Annotated in this window: 19 protein-coding genes; 12 read left to right on the top strand and 7 right to left on the bottom strand. The window is 65.3% G+C overall.

Annotated elements, in window-relative coordinates:
• Positions 1–315 precede the first annotated feature (315 nt).
• Entirely contained in the window at positions 316–537 is a 222-nt protein-coding gene (locus H9K76_RS18910) for a twin transmembrane helix small protein (RefSeq protein WP_187596841.1), read from the bottom strand.
• Between the two features lie 15 nt (positions 538–552).
• Here H9K76_RS18910 and H9K76_RS18905 point away from each other — a divergent pair, with 15 nt between their 5' ends.
• The 5 genes from H9K76_RS18905 to H9K76_RS18885 all read left to right on the top strand — a co-directional run bounded on the left by H9K76_RS18905 (position 553) and on the right by H9K76_RS18885 (position 4,869).
• Entirely contained in the window at positions 553–1,350 is a 798-nt protein-coding gene (locus H9K76_RS18905; RefSeq protein ID WP_246475157.1) for an SURF1 family protein, read from the top strand.
• A complete protein-coding gene (locus H9K76_RS18900) occupies positions 1,292–2,053 on the top strand; it encodes an SCO family protein (RefSeq protein ID WP_187596840.1) in 762 nt (253 codons plus the stop codon). The genes H9K76_RS18905 and H9K76_RS18900 overlap by 59 nt, the downstream gene beginning before the upstream one ends.
• A gap of 18 nt (positions 2,054–2,071) precedes the next feature.
• A complete protein-coding gene (locus H9K76_RS18895; protein WP_187596839.1) occupies positions 2,072–3,289 on the top strand; it encodes a COX15/CtaA family protein in 1,218 nt (405 codons plus the stop codon).
• A gap of 83 nt (positions 3,290–3,372) precedes the next feature.
• Positions 3,373–4,245, top strand: a complete 873-nt coding sequence (cyoE, locus tag H9K76_RS18890; protein WP_246475554.1) for a heme o synthase — start codon at positions 3,373–3,375, stop codon at positions 4,243–4,245.
• 12 nt (positions 4,246–4,257) lie between these two features.
• Positions 4,258–4,869 carry an SCO family protein gene (locus H9K76_RS18885; protein WP_187600735.1) on the top strand — a complete coding sequence of 204 codons (612 nt, stop codon included), beginning with the start codon at positions 4,258–4,260 and terminating at the stop codon, positions 4,867–4,869.
• Between the two features lie 49 nt (positions 4,870–4,918).
• On the opposite strand, the gene H9K76_RS18880 is transcribed toward H9K76_RS18885, so the two are convergent.
• Positions 4,919–5,947: a Bug family tripartite tricarboxylate transporter substrate binding protein gene (locus tag H9K76_RS18880; protein WP_246475156.1), complete on the bottom strand. Its 1,029-nt coding sequence runs from the start codon at positions 5,945–5,947 to the stop codon at positions 4,919–4,921.
• A 108-nt stretch (positions 5,948–6,055) separates the two neighbouring features.
• Positions 6,056–6,997 (bottom strand): RNA polymerase sigma factor RpoH, encoded by a 942-nt coding sequence (rpoH, locus tag H9K76_RS18875; protein WP_187596837.1) that lies wholly within the window; start codon positions 6,995–6,997, stop codon positions 6,056–6,058.
• A 482-nt stretch (positions 6,998–7,479) separates the two neighbouring features.
• On the opposite strand from rpoH, the gene H9K76_RS18870 reads away from it, so the two are divergent.
• A complete protein-coding gene (locus tag H9K76_RS18870; protein WP_187596836.1) occupies positions 7,480–7,845 on the top strand; it encodes a hypothetical protein in 366 nt (121 codons plus the stop codon).
• 409 nt (positions 7,846–8,254) lie between these two features.
• On the opposite strand, the gene H9K76_RS18865 is transcribed toward H9K76_RS18870, so the two are convergent.
• From H9K76_RS18865 to H9K76_RS18850, 4 genes are all read right to left on the bottom strand, one after another.
• Entirely contained in the window at positions 8,255–9,160 is a 906-nt protein-coding gene (locus H9K76_RS18865; RefSeq protein ID WP_187596835.1) for a LysR family transcriptional regulator, read from the bottom strand.
• Positions 9,161–9,458: 298 nt separating this feature from the next.
• On the bottom strand, positions 9,459–10,229 hold the full coding sequence (locus H9K76_RS18860; protein ID WP_187596834.1) for a GntR family transcriptional regulator: 771 nt from the start codon (positions 10,227–10,229) through the stop codon (positions 9,459–9,461).
• The gene (locus H9K76_RS18855) at positions 10,226–12,040 is read right to left on the bottom strand and encodes a glycerol-3-phosphate dehydrogenase/oxidase (protein WP_187596833.1); all 1,815 of its coding nucleotides are present in this window, start codon (positions 12,038–12,040) and stop codon (positions 10,226–10,228) included. The genes H9K76_RS18860 and H9K76_RS18855 overlap by 4 nt, the downstream gene beginning before the upstream one ends.
• The gene (locus tag H9K76_RS18850; protein ID WP_187596832.1) at positions 12,037–13,521 is read right to left on the bottom strand and encodes an FGGY family carbohydrate kinase; all 1,485 of its coding nucleotides are present in this window, start codon (positions 13,519–13,521) and stop codon (positions 12,037–12,039) included. Before H9K76_RS18850 ends, H9K76_RS18855 begins: the two co-directional genes overlap by 4 nt.
• 177 nt (positions 13,522–13,698) lie before the next feature.
• On the opposite strand from H9K76_RS18850, the gene H9K76_RS18845 reads away from it, so the two are divergent.
• From H9K76_RS18845 to H9K76_RS18820, 6 genes are all read left to right on the top strand, one after another.
• Positions 13,699–14,742, top strand: coding sequence for a substrate-binding domain-containing protein (locus H9K76_RS18845; RefSeq protein ID WP_187596831.1), 1,044 nt, complete (start codon positions 13,699–13,701; stop codon positions 14,740–14,742).
• A gap of 90 nt (positions 14,743–14,832) precedes the next feature.
• Entirely contained in the window at positions 14,833–16,368 is a 1,536-nt protein-coding gene (locus tag H9K76_RS18840; RefSeq protein ID WP_187596830.1) for a sugar ABC transporter ATP-binding protein, read from the top strand.
• 44 nt (positions 16,369–16,412) lie between these two features.
• Complete coding sequence (locus H9K76_RS18835) at positions 16,413–17,405, top strand: ABC transporter permease (RefSeq protein ID WP_187600733.1); 993 nt, start codon at positions 16,413–16,415, stop codon at positions 17,403–17,405.
• A complete protein-coding gene (locus H9K76_RS18830; protein ID WP_187596829.1) occupies positions 17,402–18,385 on the top strand; it encodes an aldo/keto reductase in 984 nt (327 codons plus the stop codon). Before H9K76_RS18835 ends, H9K76_RS18830 begins: the two co-directional genes overlap by 4 nt.
• Before the next feature lie 126 nt (positions 18,386–18,511).
• Complete coding sequence (locus H9K76_RS18825) at positions 18,512–19,378, top strand: class I fructose-bisphosphate aldolase (RefSeq protein ID WP_187596828.1); 867 nt, start codon at positions 18,512–18,514, stop codon at positions 19,376–19,378.
• A gap of 73 nt (positions 19,379–19,451) precedes the next feature.
• Positions 19,452–24,203: an Ig-like domain-containing protein gene (locus H9K76_RS18820; RefSeq protein ID WP_187596827.1), complete on the top strand. Its 4,752-nt coding sequence runs from the start codon at positions 19,452–19,454 to the stop codon at positions 24,201–24,203.
• Positions 24,204–24,220 lie beyond the last annotated feature (17 nt).

The raw sequence follows: 24,220 nt of genomic DNA, 5'->3' as shown, positions 1-24,220 counted from the left end.
TATATATCGTTTATTCGATTTTTGATCGAATAGTAGTTCAGCGATAGGTGCACCTCTGCAACGTCTAAGAGCGTGAATAGACGTTTGTCAATCTAGAGGTTATCGTCAATCAGAATTTCTTTTTGCTATTGGCAAATATGTATACTTTGGCGATAGGCGGAATCAAGATCCCGCCGCCATAGCAGTGCAAGAGCCGGAGACAAAATGATGAAAATGCCCTGTGTCCGCTCCACCAGCCTGTTGGACGGATGAAGGCCCCGGCAGGAGCCCGGGCAAGAACGAGCGCGGTTGCGGGGCGGTGGTGCGCCAGGGGCGTCAGCGAACGGGCAGGCCCGTCGGCTGGATGTAGCCGAGCTTCCAGGCCAGCAGCACGCACAGGAACAGTGCAATGGAGAATGCGACCCGTGCGGTCAATGCCCACGCCATGCGCTTGCCGCGTGAGCGGTCGTCTCCCTTGCCGCGCATCATGAAGAACAGCGCGGTGCCCAGGCTGGCGAGAATGGCCAGGAAGGCGAGAGCGACCAGGAGTGATTTCATGGAGAGTGATATTACGTGAATACGAACAGCTTGCGGGCCTTTGGATGGCGTTTCTGGATCATCACCATGGCGGCCCTCGCCACCATGGCGGTGACGGCGTCACTCGGCCGCTGGCAGCTCTCGCGGGCTGCGCAGAAAGAGGCCCTGCAGCAGGCCATGGATCGCCGCATGCACGAGCCGCCGCTCGAAGCAGGGCAGTTTCTTGCCGGGCTGCAGGCCCTGTCCGGGCCGCTGGACGACGCGCAGGTGGATCCGCTGCTGCACCGCCAGGTTCGGCTGGCGGGGCATTGGGTGCCCGATGGAACGATCTATCTCGACAACCGCCAGATGAACGGCCGCCAGGGCTTCTTCGTGATGACGCCACTGCGGCTGAACGACGCCTCAGGGGCGGTGGTGATGGTGCAGCGCGGCTGGGTGCCCCGCAATTTCGAGGATCGCACCAAGATTCCTCAGGTGCGCACGGCTGCCGACGAGGTACGGATCCTCGGTCGCGTGGCCGCGCGTCCGGCACGCCTGTACGAGTTCGACACATCCGGAAACGACGCAAGGGCTTCCCGCATCCGGCAGAATCTCGATCTGGCCACCTATGGGGCCGAGACAGGCCTGCCGATCCTGCCGCTTTCAGTGGTACAGACGGCGGGCGACACCGACGATGGCATGCTGCGCGACTGGCCGGCTGTCGATGCCGGTGTCGACAAGCATTACGGCTACGCATTCCAATGGTTCGGGCTTTGCAGCCTGGTGGCAATACTCTATGTCTGGTTCCAACTCATCCGACGCTTCCTTCGCCCACGCCGCCAGCCGTCCGCCTGAGGCCGTGGCCGAGAGCCCTCTCGCATTCACGGTGCATAGCATGCCGCGCGCCGGCGAGGCCATGGCCGAGGCCGAGACCCGCCAGATGCGCACGGGGCGCTGGAAGATGCTGTCCGTGCTGCTGGTCTGCGCGGCTCCGGTGATTGCGTCGTATTTCACCTACTACGTGATCCGTCCCGATGGGCGCCGCAACTTTGGTGAACTGATCCAGCCGCAGCAGGCCATGCCGGCGCAGGCGGTGGTCACCTCACTGGACGGCGCGGCACGGCCGCTCGAGGAGCTCAAGGGCCAGTGGCTGCTGGTCAGCGTGGCGCCCGCGGCATGCGACGACGCCTGCCGCTCCAACCTGTACCTGCAGCGTCAACTGCGGGAGAGCCTGGGCAAGGAGAAGGAGCGCATGGACTGGGTCTGGCTGGTCAGCGACAAGGCGGACATCCCCGCCGACATCGCGCCGGGACTCAAGCAGGCCACCGTGCTGCGTGCCGACGATGCCACGCTGGCCGCCTGGCTGAAGCCCGCGCCAGGGCAGAAGCTGTCGGACCATCTGTATCTGATCGATCCCATGGGCCATTGGATGCTGCGTTTTCCGGCCCGGCTCGATGCAAAGAACGCATCGCAGGCCAAGCGCGATCTGGATCGTTTGATGCGTGCCTCCTCGTCATGGGACAAGGCGGGGCGCGAAGAGGAGATCATCAAGCCGTGAGCTTGACCGGGTATGAACATGAGTGATATGCAGCCGCTGTACGACTTTGCGCCGGTGCTGGAGCTGATGGCTTTCGGCCTCGTGATCGCGCTTGCGCCCATCACCTGGGTGTGGCTGCGTAATCGCCATCACACGCCGGTCCGCAGGCTGCAGGCGCTCACCGTGCTGACCCTGTTCCTCACGTTTGACCTGGTGATGTTCGGCGCCTTCACGCGCCTCACCGATTCCGGACTGGGCTGCCCCGACTGGCCGGGCTGCTACGGCAGTTCCAGCCCGGTCGGCGCGCGCGAGGAAATCACCGCGGCACAGACGGCCATGCCCAGCGGTCCGGTCACGCATGGCAAGGCCTGGGTGGAGATGATTCACCGCTACCTCGCCACCACCGTCGGCGTGCTGATCATCGTGTTGACCATCGGTGCCTGGTGGCAGTGGCGGCAGTACCGCAAGGGCCTGGCCGGCGCACCGGAGCACAGCCCGTGGTGGCCCACGTTCACGTTGTTCTGGGTGTGCCTGCAGGGCGCCTTCGGCGCATGGACGGTGACCATGAAGCTGTTTCCCGCCATCGTCACCGCGCACCTGATCGGCGGCTCGGTGCTGCTGATCCTGCTGGGCGTGCAGGCGGTGCACCGCACGCTCGGCAGCAGGCAGCAGCAGCCCGTGCGCGTGCCGCGCGGCATCTGGATCGGCCTGGCCGTGGCAGCCTTCCTCGTGGTCATTCAGACGCTGCTCGGCGGCTGGGTCAGTACCAACTATGCGGTGCTGGCGTGCACCACCTTCCCGACCTGCCAGGGCAGCTGGTGGCCCGCGATGGACTTCTCGCAGGGTTTCCAGATCTGGCGTGAGCTGGGCCTGCTCAAGGACGGCAGCCACATCAGCTTCCAGGCGCTGACCGCCATCCACTACGTGCATCGCCTGGCGGCCTACGTGGTGCTGGCGGCGCTGTTCGCGCTGGCGTGGCGCATGCATCGCACCGGCGTGCTGCGCGACCAGACGAGATGGCTTGCGGGCCTTGCGGTGTTGCAGTTCCTGACCGGCCTGTCGAACGTGGTCCTGGACTGGCCGCTGGTGGCAGCGGTCTTGCACACGGGTGGCGCAGCGGCGCTGCTGGTGGTGCTGACATGGGGATTGGCGGCCAGCCAGCCGGCGGATGCGGCAGAGGTGGCCGAGTCGGCCCCGGCGTCCGGCCACCCCGATCAGAATACGGTGCGTGCGCGCACCACGAAAGTTTCCGCATGAGCGCAGCTCCTACTTCCCCTCCCTCCTCGTCCCCTGCGGCAGCGGCCGGCAATCCGCCCGCGGCCCAGGCTTCCGGCGCACACATGCCTTCGCGCGTCAAGCAGTTCTATGCACTCACCAAGCCACGCGTGGTGCAGCTCATCGTGTTCTGTGCCTTCATCGGCATGGTGCTGGCCGTGCCCGGCATGCCCAGCCCCGCGCAATGGAGCCTGATGGCCGTCGCCTGCGCCGGCATCTGGCTGGTGGCGGGCGCGGCTGCGGCATTCAACTGCATTGTCGAGCAGGGCATCGACGCGAAGATGAAGCGCACGGCCTGGCGTCCGACGGCCAAGGGCGAGCTCTCGAATGTGCAGACGCTGCTGTTCTCGGCCGTCCTCTGCGCGATTGGCTCGGTCATCCTGTACGTCTGGGTGAACCCGCTCACCATGTGGCTCACCTTCGCCACGTTCGTCGGCTATGCGGTCATCTACACCGTGATCCTGAAGCCGCTCACGCCGCAGAACATCGTGATCGGCGGGGCATCGGGCGCGATGCCTCCGGTGCTGGGCTGGGCCGCGATGACCGGCCAGGTCGGGCCCGAGGCGATGATCCTGTTCCTCATCATCTTCCTGTGGACCCCGCCGCATTTCTGGGCACTGGCGCTGTACCGCGTGGAGGACTACCGCAGATCGGGCCTGCCAATGCTGCCGGTCACCCATGGCAACGAGTTCACGCGCCTGCAGGTGTTTCTCTACACCCTCATCCTGTTCGCGGGCTGCCTGATGCCCTTCGTCTACGGCATGAGCTCGTGGATCTACCTGGTGGCGGCCGTGGTGCTGAGCCTGGGCTTCTGCGTCTATGGCTACCTGCTCTGGCGCGACTATTCCGATGCGCTCGCGCGCAAGACCTTCCGTTTTTCCCTGGTCCACCTGAGCGTGCTGTTTGCAGCGCTGCTGGTCGACCACTATGTGCTGTGAGTGGATGCCATGATGAACAAGCGTGATGCCCTGAAACGATTCGCCCTGGCGGGTGTCGCTGCCGCCTCCGTGGTGCTGGTCGCCGCCTGCTCGCCCAAGTCCTCTAGCCCCAAGTTCCAGGGCATCGACGTGACAGGCGCAGACTACGCCAAGGACCTGCCGCTGCCCGACCAGGATGGCAAGCAGCGCAGCATGAAGGATTTCGCGGGCAAGGTGGTCGTGGTGTTCTTCGGCTACACCCAATGCCCCGACGTGTGTCCCACGACGATGAGCGAACTCGCCGAGGTGAAGCGTTCACTGGGCGAGGATGGCAACCGCCTGCAGGGCGTGTTCGTCACGGTCGACCCCGAGCGCGACACGCCCGAGGTGCTCAAGGCCTACATGGCGAATTTCGATCCCACCTTCGTGGGTCTCACGGGCACGCCGGAACAGCTGGCAGCCGTGGCCAAGGACTTCAAGATCTACTACAAGAAGGTGGATGGCAAGACTCCGACGAGCTACACCATGGACCATTCCGCGGGCAGCTACGTCTACGACCCCAAGGGCCGACTGCGCGTCTACCACCGCTACGGAAGCGGTGCGCAGGCGCTGCAGGCAGACGTGAAAGCCCTGCTCGCGGAGTAACTAGCGCCCCTGCGTCCTGCCTGGGCGCAATCCGCCCGTACTCACGAACTCACTCTGCGCGGATCTTCTGATCCTTGATGATCTTCCCCATGGTCGCCGTGTCCGCCTTGATCCGGTTGGCCAGTCCCTCGGGGGAGGATCCCACCGCCTGCCAACCCTGCTGGAACAGCTTGGTGCGCACCTCGGGCGAGCGCGCGATCTCGATCAGTGCATCGGACAGGCGCGCCCGGATCTCGGCAGGCATTCCCGCCGGCGCGGCGAATGCGTTCCACATCTCCAGGTTCAGGCCCGACACGCCCGCTTCGGCCAGGCTCGGCACATCGGGGGCCAGCGTGCTGCGCCCCGCGGCCGTCACGCCGATCAGGCGCAGCTTGCCGGCCTTCTCCTGGGCCTGGGCCAGCGCCGGGGGCAGCAGCGCCATCTGCAGCTGCCCGCCCAGCATCGCCTGCGCGACCTGCGGGTAACCGGGGTAGGGCACGTGCACGGGCGCAATTCCCGTGCGGGCCTTCATCAGTTCGGTGCCGATGTGGCCCACGGTTCCCACGCCCGGTGTGCCATAGCTCCACTTGTCGCCGGCTTTCTTCGCGGCGGCCAGGAATGTGCGCGCATCGTTGCCGTCGGGGACATCGGCCAGATGCACGGGCGCAGTCAAGACCAGCGGCGATACGCCCACCAGCGTCAGCGGTGCCAGGTCCTTCTGCGGGTTGTAGGGCACGCGTGAGTTGATCAGGTTGGCAATGGTGAGGTTGCCGTTGATGAACAGGCCGATGGTGTGATCGTCACGGGCCTTGGCCACATAGTCGGCAGCAATGTTGCCGCCCGCGCCCACCTTGTTTTCGACGATGACCGGCTGCCCGAGCATCTTCGACAGCGGCTCGGAGAACGTGCGCGCCGTCAGGTCGGGGGATGAGCCGCCGGGAAAGCCCACGATGATGCGCAGCGGCTTGGCGGGCCATCCGGGCGTGCCGGCGGTGCTGCTGCCGCCAGCCGCGTGGGCGCCGGGGAGTGCGAGTGCCGAGGCGCTCATCAGGGCTGCTGCCAGCAGGCTGCGGCGCAAGCGGGAAGTGGAGGAGGACATGACGAAAACGCTCCTGGTCGATTCGAGAGGCAAGAAAAAAGCGTGCAGCCCAGGGACTGCACGCTCTCCATTATCGACCCGCCGGTGACCGGCGGGGTACGGTCGGCATCAGGCGTACTCGGCCAGGGCCTTCTTCATCTTCTTCATGGCGGCCACTTCGATCTGGCGAATGCGCTCGGCGCTCACGCCGTACACGGCCGCCAGCTCATGCAGCGTCATGCCGCCGGAGCCGTCGTCGTTCACCTTGAGCCAGCGCTCTTCCACGATGCGGCGGCTGCGGTCGTCCAGGCCTTCCAGTGCCGTGGCAATGCCATCGCTTGCAAGGCGGTCGCGTTGCTCATGCTCGATCATCGCGGTGGGCTCATGGCTTGCATCCGACAGGTAGGCGATCGGGCCAAAGGCCTGTTCTCCATCGTCGCTGGGTGCCGGATCCAGAAGCACATCGCCGCCCGACAGGCGGGTTTCCATCTCGATCACTTCCTCGCGCTTGACATTCAGCTGCTCGGCCACCATATCAATCTCATGGTCGGACAGCGTGTCGCGATGCGTTGCGGCATCGTCCAGCGCGGCGTCGGCCTTGAAACCCTGTTTCATCGACCGCAGGTTGAAGAACAGCTTGCGCTGGGCCTTGGTGGTGGCCACCTTGACCATGCGCCAGTTCTTCAGGATGTATTCGTGGATTTCGGCCTTGATCCAGTGCATGGCGTAGGACACCAGACGCACACCCTGATCGGGGTCGAAGCGCTTGACGGCCTTCATCAGGCCCACGTTGCCTTCCTGGATCAGGTCGCCGTGAGGCAGCCCGTACCCAAGGTATTGGCGCGAGATCGAAACCACCAGGCGCAGGTGCGAGAGCACGAGGCGCCCGGCGGCGTCCACGTCGTTGTCTTCCTTGAGACGACGAGCGAAGGTTTGTTCCTCGTCCGCGGTGAGCAGCGGCAGCCGGTTCACAGCGGAGATGTAAGCATCAAGGTTCCCGAGCGGAGGCACCAGGGCCCATGGGTTGGCGGGTGCCAGAGACGTCGAGGACGATGCGGTCTGCAGAGTCATCAGGGACATCCTTTCATCAATGCGGTTCATGTTAGCACTCCGTTGGAGCGAGTGCTAAAGGATAAGTTCCCAACTTTTTTACTTGGGTATAAATTCTGCTATTTCAATAGCACAAGCCCCATGTCTACCAAGGGCTCCTCGGGCGCATGCCGGGGAATTCCGTAGTGAACCCGCCCGGATGTCCGGCCCGGGAAGCCCGGATTCCTGGTTGGGACTTTCCATCTGCGGGGGAATTCTCGGCTGGCTGCCCCCCGGACGGGGTCATTCAATTTTGATCGCGCCTGTCGGAAAAGTTCGCCCCCTTCGCTTCCTCGCGGCCGGGGTGCGTCATTGGCGTCTTGCATGACGGGCATGAGGCCTATTTCCTATTTGTTCGGTTGATAGAACAAATATTTCCAAATTCGCTACCTAATAAGGGAATTGCTGCATCAGCACAATTTGAGTGCGTATGTGAGTGATCCAGGAGCGCGGCACTTCAAACCATGGCCGTGATTCCTGTCAGGCAAAAAATACCCTTCTCATCCTTTCTTGTGTCGATCTCGCGGCGGCGGCATTTTTGTTTTCAACCTATGAAGATTAAAAGCAGAGTGATTGTTGGTTTTAAGAAAAAAAGGATCAGTGACGCCGCTACCGCATTTGGCAAGGACTTTAGCTTGCGTACACGCAATGCGCTTCTGGGAGCGGGTCTCGACGACCAAAAGAAATTGCACGAATGCATCCGGAGTGGAAAGATTTTTAATACTCCACGCCTGGGTCCCAATGGAATCAAGGAGGTGATTACATGGGCATGGAGTCAATTCATTGATCCCCATGGTAAAAATCATCGCTCACCCAATGACACTCATTGATGTCGTTGAGGTGGGCAGGTTTGTATGAAAATTCAGTACCAGCTGATTGACTTTTTGAAGTCTCTACTTAAAAAAGAGAACGTGTCTACCCATTGGGTTGGCAATACCCTTCATCTTGTCGGGCCAGAGATGCAAGGCGGCACGGTGTTTATTTTTCCGCAGAGCTATTGGGGTCAGTTTGAAGGCGCAACATCGGAAACGAGAGAGAAAATATTTCATTCGATTTGCATGTATATGCGCGAGGCATATCGAGCTTCGACGAACTCTTATACCCGCTTCATTGAAATTCCCTGTCTCGAGGGGTGCGAGTGGAAAATATCGAAGCTGTGTACCTGCTGCGTCGTGTGTGCAGTGGAGACAGGTACCGCCTCATCCTGATCCAAGGCGTCTTGCGGAGGCTCCTTGAGGTTCAGAGGCGGATGCGCTGCGGTATGGTTTCGCCAAGGAAGTCCAGAAAACTGCGTACCGCTGGCCGCAGGCCTTGGCGTGATGGGAAAACGGCATGCACGATACCGGCACTCTGCGTCCATTCGGGCAGCAATTCGACAAGGCGGCCATCCTCAATTTCTTGGTGGCAAAGAAAGTCGGGCAACCAGCAGAAGCCTATGCCACTCATTGCGGCGAATTTCATCATCAGCAGGTCGTCGACCACATAGCGAGGCTTGAGCGGCACCAGAGCCTCCGTGCCCTCCTCATTGAATAGCTGCAGTGTGGCATGCCCGTTATCTGCTGCGATCGACAGGCTGTCGAGGTATTCCAGATCCTGCGGCTCGTGAGGCGTTCCCTGGCGCACGAGCAGGTCGGGGCTTGCCACCATCCTCACGCGACCTTCTCCAAGGCGCTTGATCACCAAGCTGCCACTGTCCTCAAGTGATTTGCGAACGCGCAGAGCGATATCGATGCCTTCCTCGACCAGGTTGACGGGCCGATTGAGCACGCGTACTTCCAGACGCACCTGGGGGCAGCGCTTCATATAGGTCGGGATGAGTTCGCCGAGCACTGTCCGTGCCAGGGTGGGTGGGCAGGTGACGCGCACGGTGCCGCATGGCACGGCTTGTACCTGCTCCACCGCATTCGCCGCAGCCACGGCCTCATCCCGCATGGATTGACAGTGGCGCAAGTAGATTTCACCTACCTCGGTCGGCGAAAGCTTGCGCGTAGTGCGTTGCAGCAACCGTGCTCCTAGTTGCCGCTCCAGTTCGCTGATGCGTCGGGACAGTCGTGACTTGGGAATTCCCAGTGCCTTGCTCGCTGCGGTGAAGCTGCCACGCTCCAGGATTTCGGCGAAATAGAGCATGTCATTGAAGTCTTGCATGGTAGGCAGCTCGGTTCATTTGTCTAACTCATAGAACAATTAATTCCGATTCTGCCAGCTAATAAAATAATTACCGGATAGCTGAATTCAATTGCACGGGTGGCGTCAAAGGTTAATGTGGCCGCCTGGCACCCCTGAACTGGTATCCCACGAATATGAAAAAATTATGACGTGGGAGCAATTGGCACCACGTCAGCGCCGCCGATTATTCATTCCCTCGATGCATCGAGGACCCTCGACTGGTATTGACCCAGACGGTTTCCGGGAGGGTGTTTATATGCCCTGCGATCCACCTGCACTATGCCGTCGTTTTCACATGCAGCCGGTTCGACTGGCAGCGGTGCAGCGCGCGGTAATGCTCCACGGGCCGGCCATTGGCGCCATAGGCAATGGATTCGATCCTGAGCAGTGGCTCGTGGTCCGATATTTCCAGCAGCTGGCGGGTGGTCTCGTCGGGCATGACGGCGTCGATCCAGCGCTCGGCCCGGACGATGCGCAGGCCGTACTGGCGCTTGAGAATGTCGTAGAGCGAGCGGTTCTCGAGCCGGGCGCGATGCAGGCCGGGGGCCAGGTCCGCGGGCAGCGCCGTCTCGACCAACAGGCGCAGTTCGCCGTCGACGCTGCGCAGGCGCTTGAGGGCGACCACGCTGTCCCCTTCCTTGAGTTCGAGCGCGCGGGCTTCCTGGGCGCTCGGGGCGCGCAGAGTCTGCTCCAGCACCTGGGTGCGGACGGTCATGCCCTTGCGGGCCATCTCGTCCGAGAAGCCGAGCACGGTGGAGACAAAGTCCTCGTCGCGCTCGCGGGTGGCGACGAAGGCGCCCTGGCCCCGGATCTTGTAGATGAGGCCGCTGCGCACCAGATCGGCCAGCGCCTCGCGCACGACGATGCGGGAGATGCCGAACTGTTCGCCGAACTCCGCCTCCGTGGGCAGCCTGGCCTCGATCTCCAGTTCGCCGCCGAGGATGCGCGCACGGAGCACGTCGCGGAACTGTATCCACAGCGGGGTACTGGCCTCGCGGTCCAGTACGGGGTGGGATGCGGCGATGGTGGGGGCGAGTTCGGCGTTCATGTCGGCACGGAAGAGGGTGACAGCGGTTCCGCGCGGGGCGGCGCGGAGACGGCGGTCGTTGCGGTATGTTGCCGCAGGTGGGGTGCGGCGTGGGGCAGTGTGTTCAGTCTCGCGACTCCGTGGTGTTCTCTCAGCAGGCGGCTGCAGGCGTCCAGTTCCTGCCGTGCGCGTTCCGCGCTCCATTGCAGTGCCTGGGCCGCCAGATCGCACAGCTCTTGCAACAGGGCTGCGTGCATGCGTCCGCCGATGGCCAGCAGCGTGCGCCGCAGCACCAGGTCGTCGAGGTGCGCTACGCCGCTCTGGCGGCAAAGATACCGCACTTCGGAACTGGAGTAGTCCGGTGCGTGAATCAGCGGCCTGTCGTCGCCGTCCACTCGGGCGCAGGCGATCACTTCGAGCGCCCTCGTGCCGTAGCGCGAGAACAGGTCCTGCGCGCGCTGCACGCTCACGTCGCTCTCGAGCGCCAGCTGCTCGACCAGCCGGCGCTGCTCGTCGTCGCTTTGCGGATAGTGGCGTCCCCCGCCGATGGGCAATCCGGCGGTCGAGTGCACACGGGATTTGCCAAGCGCCTGCAGCACCTGGTCGGTCGCGTCCTGCGCGAGGGCGCGGAAGGTGGTCCATTTGCCGCCGACGAGGCAGACCATGGGCACGTGGCGCAGGTCGTTGGGGGCCTCGGTGACGACGCTGTGCTCGCGCGGGATCTGGCCAGGCCGGTCCGCCGGTGCGCGCGCGAGCGGACGCACGCCCACATAGGTATAGAGCACCTGCGCGGCATCGAAATGCAGCCGGGGGAACACCTCGCCAAGCACGTCCAGCAGGTAGCGTACCTCCTGAGGATCGGTGACCGCATGGTCCGGGTTGTCCACCGGGATGTCGGTGGAGCCCACGAGCACGCGGTCGAGAAAGGGATAGACGATGCACACGCGCCCGTCCGCCGCCTCGAAGTACACCATGCGGCCGTCGAGCTGGCGGTGCAGCTCGGGGTGGTCCAGGATCAGGTGCGATCCCTTGGTGCCGATGACGCGCGCGGCATCGGCATTCATCACGCGGGCGCTCTGGTCCAGCCAGGCGCCGGTGGCGTTCACAACGCAGTCGGCGGTGACCTGGATGGCCTTGCCGGTGATCTCGTCGCGCAGCCGGATCACCTTGCCTTCGCAGCTGGTCGCACGGCAGTGCGTGGCCGCGACGCTGCCCGGGTGGTCTCGGTGCGCATCGACGATGAGCTCATGGATCAGCCACTCCGGATGGCGGATCCATGCATCGAAGAACTCGGCGGTCCAGCGCACACCGGATCGCAGCAGCCGCTGGTCGTTCGCGGCAACGCCCGTGATGCGGTGGTTGGGCATGACCCGTTCGCGGCGCCCGAGCAGGTCGTACAGGCGCAGTCCGAGCGAGACCACGTAGAGGCCGCGCTGGCTGCCGGTGCCCCGGGCGCCCAGAAAGCGCAGGGCGCCCCCCATGAAGCCCCCGAAGCGGTTGGACAGCGGCACCACGGTCTTCAGCGGCCTGACCAGGTGCGGCGCGTTGCGCAGCAGCAGGTTGCGCTCGTGCGTGGCCTCGGCGACCAGTGCGAAGGAGCCGTGCTCCAGGTAGCGCAGGCCGCCGTGGATCATGCGCGAGGGCGCGCTGCTCGCGCCGCTGGCGATGTCGCCCTTGTCGACGACGAGGCAGTCCACGCCCTGCAGGCTGAGGTCGCGGAAGACACCGACGCCATTGATCCCCGCGCCGATGATGACGGTGGAGAAGTGCCGCCCGTCGAGCGCTGCGGGCCGCACGTAGGCGGAGGGTCTGGAGCTGGCGGTGGGATTCATGGGCGGGCCTTGTGAGGATGCGCGAAGGCGGGGGCGAGCTGCTGCATGAGCTCGCCATGGCTCGCGAAGAAGTCGGCATGTGCGCCGCCATCGAGGTGGTCGGGTTCGATCGTGCTGCAGCGCGCTGCCAGTGTGTCCGCAGGGGCGCCCTGCGACTGCGCCGCATAGATGGCCGCGCCGCGCGCGCCGGTCTCGTCGTCGCCGCAGCGCTGCACGGGGTGCCCGAGCAGCGAGGCGAGCAGTTGCACCATGCGCACGTCACGCGCTCCTCCGCCGAGCGCCGCGACGCGGCCGGGCTCGCCGAGTCGGCATGCGGCCAGATGGCGCAGGTGCACCGCGTGCCGGGTGAGCACGGCATCGATGACGGCGCGCGCCATGTGGGCGCGATCATGGTGGCTCGACAGGCCGATGAAGCCGGCCGTGGCGTGGGGCGGCGAGCCGCCGCCGTTGATGAATGGTGCAAAGCGCAGGCCGTCGGCACCGAGCGGAACCGTCATGGCGCATTCGACGACGGCCGCCGCGCTGGGAAAACGCAGCGTGCGCGCGAGCCACGCCACGTTGGCCATCGAGGACGGACTGTTCTCCATGTAGAGCCGCTGGTCGGCGGGACCGAAGCGCATGATTGCGGCCACCCTGGGCTGTGTCTCGCGCGTGGGGGCAATGACCGCGTTGACGCACCAGGTGCCGAGCACCGCGACCGCCTGGCCCTGCGCCGCACCGCCCACCGCATGCAGCGATGCAAGCAGGTCGATCGCCCCCATGGCCACCGGCGTGCCCGCGGGCAGTCCCGTCAGGGCCGCGGCCGCAGGTGTCAGCCTGCCGATCTGCGTGCCGCTCGGCGTCAACTCGGGCAGGGCGCCGCGCAACCCGGGCAGGCCGACCACGTCGAACGCGAGCTCCGAGCTGCGTCCGCTGGCGAGCGACAGCAGGCCTGCGGTGCTGACGTCGCTTGCATCCGTGGCCAAGGTGCCGGTGAGAAGCCATGCGAGATAGTCCTTGGCGAACACCAGGTGCCTGATCTTGCCCGCATCGAGCTCGCCGCGCGCGATGAGCTCCGCCATCACCAGCGAGGGTTGCCCGGACCAGGGCTCGCAGCCCACCTCGTCGTAGAGTGCGGCGCCGTGGTCCTTGCCGATCCGCGCGGCCAGGGCCGCCGCGCGCTGGTCGGTCGAGGCGACGGCCAGCCCGCGCAGCAGTTCGCCGTGCTCGTCGAGCGCATACAGGCCCGCGCCGTGGCCGGTGCAGCAGATCGCGCCGATCCGCGCGGTGTGCTCGCCCAGCTGATCGCCGAGGCTGCGCAGCGCCTGCATGAGTGCGTCGCGGATGTCGTCCGTGGTCAACTCGCAGGCTCCGCCGCTGCTGCGCCGGTGCACCAGCGCATCGCCCGCAGTGGCCAGGCTTCTGCCGCTCTCAGATTCGAACGCCACGGCCTTCAGGCCGGTGGATCCCATGTCGATGCCAATGAAGATGTCTGTTTTCATGTCATAACATCGTTACGCATGAATTCATCGAGCGCATTAGTGTTTTACCTAGATTGCTTTCGAAAACGCTAAGCTACATTGCATCAATGTCATGACAACGTGATTGCAAATTGCAAAGTCAGACAGACAAAGGCAAAGGGCCGAGAGCCCGGTCAATCATCAAAACAGGAGACGGCAATGAGGCGTGATTTCTTGAAGACTGCGGCCCTGGCGGGCGCGGGTGTGATGGGCGGAATGTCTGGCACGGGAGCCATGGCACAGGCGCAGGCGGGCGCAGGTCTGCGCGGCAATCCCGGAGATACCTACGTGATGAACGTGATGGTGTCCGGCGTCGAATACTGGTTTCCGGTCTACGAGATGATGAAGCAGGCGGGCCGCTCGCTGGGCGTGAAGACACGCTACAGCGGCACGCCCGAGTACGACGTGAACAAGCAGCTGGCGTCGTTCGAGCAGGAGCTGGCGCGCAAGCCGGCAGGCATCCTGCTGCACCCGATGAACCCCGATCCGTTCATCGAGCCGATCAACCGCGCGGCAGCCATGGGCATCCCCGTGGTGACGTTCGCGGCCGATTCGCCCAATTCCAAGCGCGTGTCGTTCGTCACTTCCGACAATTTCCGTGAAGGACAGCAGGCCGCCGATGCGATCGCAGCGGCCATGGGCGGCAAGGGCGAGTACGCGGTGCTCGAGAACCCGGGGCAGGACAACCACGACCGCCGTGTCTCGGCGTTCGTCGACCGCATGAAGACCAAGCACCCCGGCATGAAGCTCGCGGGCCGTGCCGCCAGCAACCAGGACCCCAACAAGGCCTACCAGGCCACGCTGAGCCTGGCACAGGCCAATCCGAACCTGGGCGCGATCTTCATGCCGGAGGCCAACTCGGCATTGGGTGCCGCGCAGGCCAAGGTCGAGAGCAAGAAGAACATCCGCGTGATGTGCTGCGACGTGAACGCCAAGATCCTCGACATGATCAAGTCGGGCGATGTGTTCGGCTCCATCAACCCCAACCAGGGCGTGCAGGGCTACATGGGCATGATGATGCTGTTCCTCGCGCGGAACGCACAGCTCATCGACCCGATGAACGACGCCAAGCGCAATGGCACGAACCCCATGTCGGTGCCGTTCCTGGACAACGGCCTGTCGGTGGTCAGCAAGGCCAACGCGGACGACTTCTACTGGGACAAGTACCTTGCCCGCCGTGGCACCAAGGGCATCAACGAGTAAGCCGGGGCTGGACCTGCACAGGCGGCATCCCATCCCTGCATGGGGAAACACGCCGCAGCGTTCATCGACAGCACCAGGAGGTGTCATTCAATGAGTCAGGAAACGACGCCGCTGCTTGAATTGCGCGGCATCACCAAGTGCTTCGGCGCAGCGCGCGCGCTCGCGGGCGTGGACTTCACGCTGCGCCGCGGCGAGATCCACGCGCTGTGTGGCGAGAACGGCGCGGGCAAGTCCACGCTGATGAAGATCATCGACGGCATCCATGCGCCGGACAGTGGCGAGATCCGGCTCGATGGCTCGCCCGTGCGCATCGAAGGGCCGGCCCATGCGATGCGCCTGGGCATCGGCCTGGTCCATCAGGAGATCGCGCTGTGCGGCGACGCATCGGTGGCCGAGAACATCTTCATGTCGGAGGTGGTCACGCGCGGCGGTGCGCTGATGGACTATGCCGGGCTCAACCAGCGTGCGCGTACCGTGCTGAAGCGGCTGGGGCAGGACATCGATCCGGCCATGCAGGTGCAGGAGCTGCCCATCAGCAGCCAGCAGCTGGTGGAGATCGCCAAGGCGCTCACGCTCGACTGCAAGGTGCTGATCCTGGACGAGCCGACCGCCGCGCTCACCGAGGTGGAATCCGCCGCGCTGTTCCGCGTGCTGCACGAGCTGCGGCGCGAGGGCATGGGCATCATCTACATCAGCCACCGGATGGCCGAGATCTTCGAACACTGTGATCGCGCGACCGTGCTGCGCGATGGCCGCGACGTGCAATGCGCGGAGCTGGCCTCCATCACGCCGGACCTGCTGGTGCGCGCGATGGTCGGCCGCGAGCTGGGCAACTACTACCCGCCCAAGCAGGACGAGCTGGGCCGGCGGCACGAGCCCGGGCCGCTGCTGGAGGTGCGGGATCTTGCGGACGGCGAGCGCGTGCACGGCATCTCGTTCGAGCTGCGGCGCGGCGAGGTGCTGGGCATCGCGGGGCTGATGGGCGCGGGCCGCAGCGAGCTGGCCGAGACCGTCTGCGGATTGCGGCGCAGCCGGCGCGGGCAGGTGCTGCTCGAGGGCCGCGAGCTTGTCATCCGCCGCTACAGCGACGCGCTGCAGCACGGCATTGCCTATCTCAGCGAAGACCGCAAGGCCGCGGGAGTATTCCTGGACCTGCCGGTGGCGCAGAACATCGCGGCCATGGCGCTCGCGCGTGTCAGCTCGCGCTGGGGGCTGCTCCGCCACAGTGCGCAGAAGCGGCTGGCCGAAGAACTCGGCAAGCGGCTGAACCTGAAATCGCACGGCGTGGAATGCGATGTGGCCAGCCTCTCCGGGGGCAACCAGCAGAAGGTGGCCATCGCCAAGCTGCTGGCCACGGGGCCGCGCGTGCTGATCATGGACGAACCCACGCGCGGCGTCGACGTGGGCGCCAAATCCGAAATCCACCACATCCTGCGCGGCCTGGCCGACCAGGGCGTGGGGGTGATCGTCATCTCCTCCGAGCTGCCCGAGATCATCGGGCTGTGCGACCGCACCCTCGTCGTCCGCGACGGCGTGCTGGCGGGCGAGGTGATGTCCCGCGACATGAATGAAGAACGATTGCTGCGCCTGGCTTCGGGGCTCAGCCAAGAGGAGATGCCGATATGAACCCGATGACCACGAATGGAGCCGCTGCCTTGAGCACATCACCCATGAACGCGCCGCAGACCGCCGCGGCGCACGACAAGGAGGGCGCGAGAAAGCGCCTGGGCAACATGCGCGAGGCGGGGCTGCTGATCATCATCGTCGCGCTGTGCGTGGTGATGAGCTTCGCATCGCCGCACTTCCTCACCTGGGACAACATCCGCGCGATGCTGCTGTCCTTCAGCATCGAGGGCATCGTCGTCGTGGGCATGACGGTGCTGATGATCGTGGGCGGCATCGACCTGTCCGTCGGATCGGTCGTGTGCTTTGCGATGGTCGTCACCGGCAAGCTGTTTCTCATGGGCGTGGATCCGTGGACGGCGAGCCTGATTGCGATTGCCTGCTGCGCCATGATCGGCGCGATGATCGGTGGCTGTGTCACGGGCATCGGGCTGAGCCACTTCATCGCGTCGCTTGCGTTCATGGTGATAGTGCGCGGCCTGTGCCTGGCGCTCACGCAGGGAACACCGCAGTCGCTGTTCTCGCTGCCGCCCGAGTTCAAGTTCATCGGCCAGGGTTCGATCGGCGGCATGCCGGTCGTGATCCTGATCTTCGCCGTGCTGGTGATCGTGAGCGACTTCCTGCTGCGCCGCGCTTCGCTGCTGCGCAAGGTCTTCTACACCGGCAGCAACGAGAAGGCTGCGCTCTATTCGGGCATCCGCACCGGCCACGTGAAGTTCTGGGTGACGGTACTGTGCTCCGCCATGGCGGGACTCGCGGGAGTGATCTACACCGCGCGCTTCGGCGCGGCGACGCCCACGTTCGGCACCGGCATGGAGCTCAACGTCATCGCGGCCGTGGTGATCGGGGGCGCGAGCCTCAAGGGCGGCTCGGGCACGGTGCTGGGCGCCGTGCTGGGCCTGGCGCTGCTGTCGGTGGTGACCAGCTCGCTCATCCTGCTGGATGTGTCGCCCTATTGGCAGGACGTGATCAAGGGCCTGATCCTGCTGGTGGCGGTGACGCTGGACCATCTCATGAACGTGAAAAAGGTGAAACGATGAAGACCGTGAATCTGGGACGCTCCGGCGTGCAATGCGAGGCCGTGGGCCTCGGCACCTGGGCGATGGGCGGGTGGATGTGGGGCGGCAACGACGATGCGGCCGCCATCGATGCGATCCGCGCGTCGCTCGATGCCGGCGTGCGCATGATCGACAGCGCGCCGGCCTATGGCCTGGGGCATGCGGAGGAACTGGTCGGCAAGGCGCTTGCCGGACGCCGGCACGATGCGGTGATCGCCACCAAGTGCGGGCTGGTCTGGCATGTGCAGAAAGGCACGCACTTTTTCGACGAACAGGGCAAGGCGGTCTACCGTTACCTGGGGCGCGATGCCATCGCACACGAGGTCGAGGCCAGCCTGAGGCGCCTGCAGACCGACTACATCGATCTCTACATCACCCACTGGCAGGACGCCACCACGCCGGTGGCGGAAACCATGGAGGCGCTGCTTGCGCTCAAGCGCGAAGGAAAGATCCGTGCCATCGGCGTGAGCAACGTGGATGCGCCGACGCTGCGTGAATACCTGCGCCACGGGCAGGTCGATGCCATCCAGGAGCGCTACAGCCTGATCGACCGAGAGATCGAATCGGAGCTCCTGCCACTGTGCCGCGCGCACGATGTGGCGGTGATCGGCTATTCATCGCTTGCACTCGGCCTGCTGTCCGGCCCCATTGATGCCGATCGCGAGTTCCAGGGCGACGACCAGCGCAAGGACAACCCCCGCTTCTCGCGCGAGAACCGCATGAGTGTCAACCGCTTCTTCGCAGAGATCGAGCCGCTGCGCGCGCGCGTGGGCTGCACCTTCGCGCAGTTGATGATCGCATGGTGCACGGCCCCCGAACGCATCACGGTGGCGCTGTGCGGCGCACGTACCGCCGCGCAGGCACGCGAGAACGCGCTGGCTGGCGAGGTCCGGCTGGGTGCGCCGGAGTCCGCGCTGATCGACGCAGCCGCTGCGCGCCACCTGGCCGCGCTGATGCCTTGACCCCCTGAGCCACGGGGCTGCACCACCTGCGGCTCCGATCCCTTTTTCTGCCGACGTCGCAAACCGCAGCTGCAGGCTGCGGCGCGGGCACGGCTTTGCTTGAAAACAACCTCACAGGAGACGACCATGATGGAGAAACAGCAGGCGCGACTGAACCGCCTGATGCACAAGGGCCGATGCCTCGACATCGCCGTGGACCACGGCGTGTGCAACGAGCCGGGCTTTCTTGACGGACTCGAGAACATGCCCCGCGTGATGGACCAGCTCATCGGGGCACGGCCCGATGCGATCCAGCTGAACTACGGGCAGAGCGAACTGCTGCAAAGCCGCCCGGGGCGCGACAAGCCCGCACTGGTGATGCGCCTGGACATGGGCAACCCCTACAACGCCACGACCCACCGCGTGATGTGGGCCGTGCTGCAGAACGAGCAGGACCCGGTGCTTCCGGCGGTGCAGATGGATGCGGCATGCGCGGTGGTGAACCTGTTCATGCTGCCGGACGAGCCGGACCTCTTCCGCCAGTGCGTGAAGAACATCGCGCGCGTGCGCGCCGATTGCGACCGCTACGCCATGCCGCTGATGATCGAGCCGCTCGTGATGGCCCCCAACTCGGGGCGGGGCGGCTACATGGTGGATGGCGACGCGGAGAAGATCGTCACCCTGACGCGCCTGGCGCGCGAGATGGGGGCCGACATCATCAAGGCCGACCCGACGACCGACCCGCTCGACTTCCACCGCGTGGTGGAGGCGGCGCGCTGCCCGGTGCTGGTGCGCGGCGGCGGCAAGGAGGACCTGCAGCAGGTCTTCGAGCGTTCGCGCGTGCTGCTCGACCAGGGTGCCATGGGCATGGTCTATGGGCGCAATGTCTACCAGCACCGCAGTCCTTCGGCGGTGGTGCGCGCGCTGATGGCCATGATCCACGACGGTGCCAGCGCCGCCAAGGCATGGCAACAGTATTCGGCAGCCGCCGAGAGCACGGCGGTTCCTGCCTGAGCGACGGGGGCCGCGCCCCCGATCCAAAGCGCGGATCCGGTATCGACATCACTCCACAATCGAGAGGTGAGCCATGCTTTTGTCTGTCGAAAACGCAGCGACGAGGCTGCTTGGGGATTGCAGAACGTATTTCAGAACCGCATCCGCCGCACTGCTTGCGCTGGCGCTGGCGGCCTGCAGCGGATCTTCGGGGGACAGCGCGGTGGCCGTGCAGTCCGGGGCGCAGAGCGCGCCGGCAACGGCCGATGCGAGCGCGGGGGGCGGCACGCCCGTCACGCCCAAGTCCCTGTCGGTGCAGGGGCCGGGCCTGGGCAACCTGACCTACACGCAGAATGAACTGTTCAAGCCGGTGGCATGGATCCGGCGCGATGACCAGGGAACGCCAGCGACCTATGCGGGACGCAAGGCCTTCGGCCTGAATGCGGGCATCATGCACAACGGCTACTTCCTGACGCTGTTCGCTCCCGACAGCGGACTCGGGCCCGGCGGCTTCCTCGTGTATGACGTCTCCAATCCGCGCTCGATGCAGCTCGTCAAGCGCATCTACGAACCCGAAGGGCGCACGTCGGAGTTCCGCGAGGCGCATTCGTTTGGCGTCTCGACCATCGGCGGCAAGCAGTACGTTGCGATCGCCACCACCAAGGGTGTCGAGTTCTGGGACTTCACGGACGTGCAGAACGCACAGCAGGTCAAGAAGCTCGCGCTGCCGACGGTCAATGCCGGCGACTACACCAACGTGAGCTGGCAGCTCTGGTGGCAGGCTCCCTATCTCTATGTCGCCTCATCGAACGACGGCGTATACATCATCGACGCATCGGACCCGGCCAATGCCGTGATCGCCAACCGCGGGGCCGGCAAGCCCAATCCCGTGCCCACGGGCGAGCTGGGAGGCTTTCGCGTAGGCCCGATCTTCAGCATGGGCAACCAGCTCGTGCTCACCTCGATGGACAACACCAGCGGCTTCGCAAGCCTGGACATCTCCGATCCACTGAATCCGAAGGTACTGGACAGCGTTGCCTCGCACACGTTCTACTACGCCACCTGCTATGACGGGGAACGACTGTTCACGTCGGTGCGCGGAGCAGGGGCCAAGATGACGGCCTTCAATCTTTCCAACCGCAGCCGCTTCGTCGCCGAGGACAACCGCCTGGTGATGGACGAGCAGCTCTACTGCGCCACACAGGACCACTATGTGTTCCAGGGCGCGCAGTACCGCATCCACAAGGTCGATGTCGGCAACCCCCAGCAGCATGTCGAGGTGGGGCGCGGCGGCATGTTCCCCGCGGGCTCCAGCGAGGAGTCGCATTCCGACCATGGGCAGGTCGCGCCCTTCGGCAACCTGATCTTCGTGGGCAACGACCACGGATCGGGAAGTGCCTTCATGGTGCACGACACGGCGCCGGACACGACGCCGCCCGTGGTGCGCCAGGTGTCCCCCGCGAACGCCGCGCAGCAGCAGGTGCTGACGTCACGCATCGGTGTGGCGCTCTCGGACAGCATTCTTCCCGAAAGCGTCAACGCAAGCACCTTCATCGTTCGGCCGCAGGGCGGTGCCGCGCTGGCGGGCTTCTACAGCGTGCAGCTGGGCATCGTCAACTTCTCGCCCGCTCAGCCCCTGCAGCCCAACACCACCTATGAAGTGGTGCTGCCCGCAGGCGGCATCAAGGACTACGCCCGCAACGGCATCGCTGCCGAATGGAAGTCCAGTTTCACCACGGGCAATGCCGTGAACATGGACCTTGCGCACCACTGGAGCCTTGCACGCACGCTGGCCGATCCCGTCGGCATGAGCGACGGCAGCAGCAGCGCATCCGACGCCTTTGCCAGCATCGGCATCGATCTCTCGCAGCGCAGCGCGGGCATCGAGCTGGCCGATGACAGCGTGGCCTCCGTGCTCGCCGGGACTTCCACGCTGAGCTTCTACATGAAGACCACCCAGGTGGGCACAGCGTCACCGTGGACGGCGCCGGGCATTTTCGGCCGCGACCAGGCCAGTGGCTCCAACGACGTGTTCTGGGGATGGCTGGACAACACGGGCCGCATCAATCTGTCGGTTGGCGACGTGAGCGCATCGAACCCCGTGACCAAGTCGGCACAGCCCGTCAACGACGGACAGTGGCGGCATGTGGTGATGACGCGCGATGCGGCCTCCGGAGTGCAGTCGCTGCATGTGGATGGCGTGAAGGTGACGACCACGGGGCGCACCGGGGCGCTGGGGCTGAACAACCGCTTCCGCACGCTGGGCCAGATCCAGGGCAACCCGGTCCATTTCAAGGGCGGCCTGGCCGAGGTGCGCGTGTACCGGCGGGTGCTCTCCGACAGCGACATCGCGCAGCTTGCCGCAGTGCCCGTGGTGGGTGATCCCGGCATAGGGCAGGGCGCGCACACGGTCGGCGGCACGCTGGCCTTCAACTCCCCCGTGCTCGGCGGCAGCGCGCAATACAGCTGGAATTTCGGTGACGGGAACCGGTCTGCGTTCAGCTCGCAGCCGCAGGCCAACCACAGCTATGCGACGCCCGGCCACTACACGGTCACGTTGACCGTGCGCACGGCCGACGGCCTGGAGACCTACTACACCTACCCCGTGACCGTGACGCATCCGCCGACCGCGCTGGCGCCAACGCACACCACCAACATCACGGGCGATGCCAGCCAGGTCTACAGCGTGAATCCGGACAGCGGCACGGTGACAGCGATGGACGCGCAGAGCCTCGCGAAGATCTGGGAGGTGAACGTGGGCCGCGAGCCCAAGACGCTCGCCGTGGGCCCGGACGGTCGCATCTGGGTGACGGTGCAGGCCGACGACCGGCTGGTGGCGCTCAACGCGGCGAACGGCAGCGTGTCCGCCAGCCTGCCGCTGGCCTACGGTAGCGGCCCCTACGGCGTGGTGTTCACGCCCGACCGCACCACAGGCGTGCTGACGTTGGAGAGCAAGTCGATGCTTGTGAGCTTCGACCCGACCAGCGGTGCGATCACCGGCTCCGTCGCACTGACGGGCGATGTGCGCGGTGTCGCCGTGAGCGCGGATTCCAAGTCGGCCTACGTGACCCGCTTCCGCTCGGCCATGAACGGAGGCCAGGTGCACAAGGTGCAGCTGGCGGGCATGACGCTGCAGAAGACCTTGCCGCTGCGGGTGGACACCACCACGGTGGATGACGAGAGCCGCTCGCGCGGCGTGCCCAACTACCTGAGCCAGATCGTCATATCGCCGGACGGGTTGCGCGCCAGCCTGCCGTCCAAGAAGGACAACATCGTGCGTGGCCGGGCCCGGGACGGCAACGACCTGCTGCATGACCGCACGGTGCGTTCCATCCTCACGCAACTGGACATGCAGGGCGATGCGGAAGTCTTCGGCGAGCAGCTCGATTTCGACGACCGTGCGCCGGCGCGCGCCGCCGTTTACGCTCCGCGCGGCGACTTCATCTTCGTGGCGCAGATGGAGGGCAACAACGTGGCCATCGTGGATGCCTACAGCCGGGCACTGCGCGGCGAGATCATGGTGGAGGGCATGTCGGCGCCCCATGGCCTGCACATCGATGCGACGCGGCAGCGGCTGTTCGTGAACAACTTCCTCTCGCGCTCCGTCTCGGTGCTCGACGTGGCGAACGTCCTGTCCGGGCGCAGCGGTGCGGCCACGCTGTTGCAGACCGTGCAGACCGTGGGTGCGGAGCCGTTCGGCGCGGCAGTGCTGCGCGGCAAGAAGCTGTTCTACAAGGCATCGGACCGCCGCATGAGCCGTGACAACTACATGTCGTGCGCGAGCTGCCACGCCGACGGCGCGGATGACGGCATGGTCTGGGACTTCACGCAGCGCGGCGAGGGCCTGAGGCGCACGATTTCGCTGCAGGGACGGCAGGGTGCGGCACACGGCCGGTTCCACTGGACAGCGAATTTCGATGAAATCCAGGACTTCGAGAACGACATCCGCAACGAGTTCGAGGGCACGGGCTTCCTGAGCAACGCGGACTTCCAGGCCACCGCCGCGCCGCTGGGCACGCCCAAGGCAGGCCGCAGCAGCGACCTGGACGATCTGGCTGCCTACGTGACCAGCCTGGCGCGCCTGCCGCGCAGCCCTGTGCGCAACGCGGACGGAAGCCTGAGTGCCAGCGCATTGGCGGGCAAGCAGGTCTTCGCCACGGCGCAGTGCGCCAGTTGCCACAGCGGCGCGACGATGCGGGATGGCCTGCGGCACGATGTGGGCACGATCCGGCCAACGTCGGGCAGCGGCTCCGGCCAGCCGCTCGCGGGCGTCGGCTTCGACACACCGACGCTGCTGGGCGTCTGGAGCAACCCGGTGTTCCTCCATGATGGCCAGGCCGACTCCGTCCTGGCGCTGCTGGCGGTGGGGCACGGCAATGCCGGCAACCTGGCGCAGGGCGACCGTGTGGCGCTGGCCGACTATGTGCGCTCGCTCGATACGGTCGCACCGCGCGTGCGGATCCGCTCGGCGCACAGCAATCTGTGCGTGAACATCGAAGGCAAGCAGACCGCGTCGGGTGCGGCGGCCCTCCAGTATGGCTGCGGCATGGACGCCAATGAACTGTTCGATGTGAACACCGTGGACGATCACGTCCAGTTCGAGGCGCGGCACAGCAGGCTGTGTCTTGCCGAGACGCTCGACCCGGCCAGCGGGAAGTCCAGGGTGGTGCAGCTTGCGTGCACGGCGGGTGGGGCAACGCAATGGAAGAGCGTGGGTGCCACGCTGGTCAATCGCTCGTCGGGACGCTGTCTCGATGTGCCCGACCTGAGCCTGGTCCAGGTGCCGTTGATCACCTATGCCTGCAACGGTGGCAACAACCAGAACTGGGGGATCACGCAGCCTTGATCCCGTCGGGCCCGTCC

The sequence above is a fragment of the Diaphorobacter ruginosibacter genome, assembly GCF_014395975.1.
GTDB classification, from domain to species: Bacteria; Pseudomonadota; Gammaproteobacteria; order Burkholderiales; family Burkholderiaceae_C; genus Diaphorobacter_A; species Diaphorobacter_A ruginosibacter.
The sequence above is the reverse complement of the archived record's forward strand: the minus strand, read 5'-3'. Positions and strand labels throughout refer to the sequence as shown.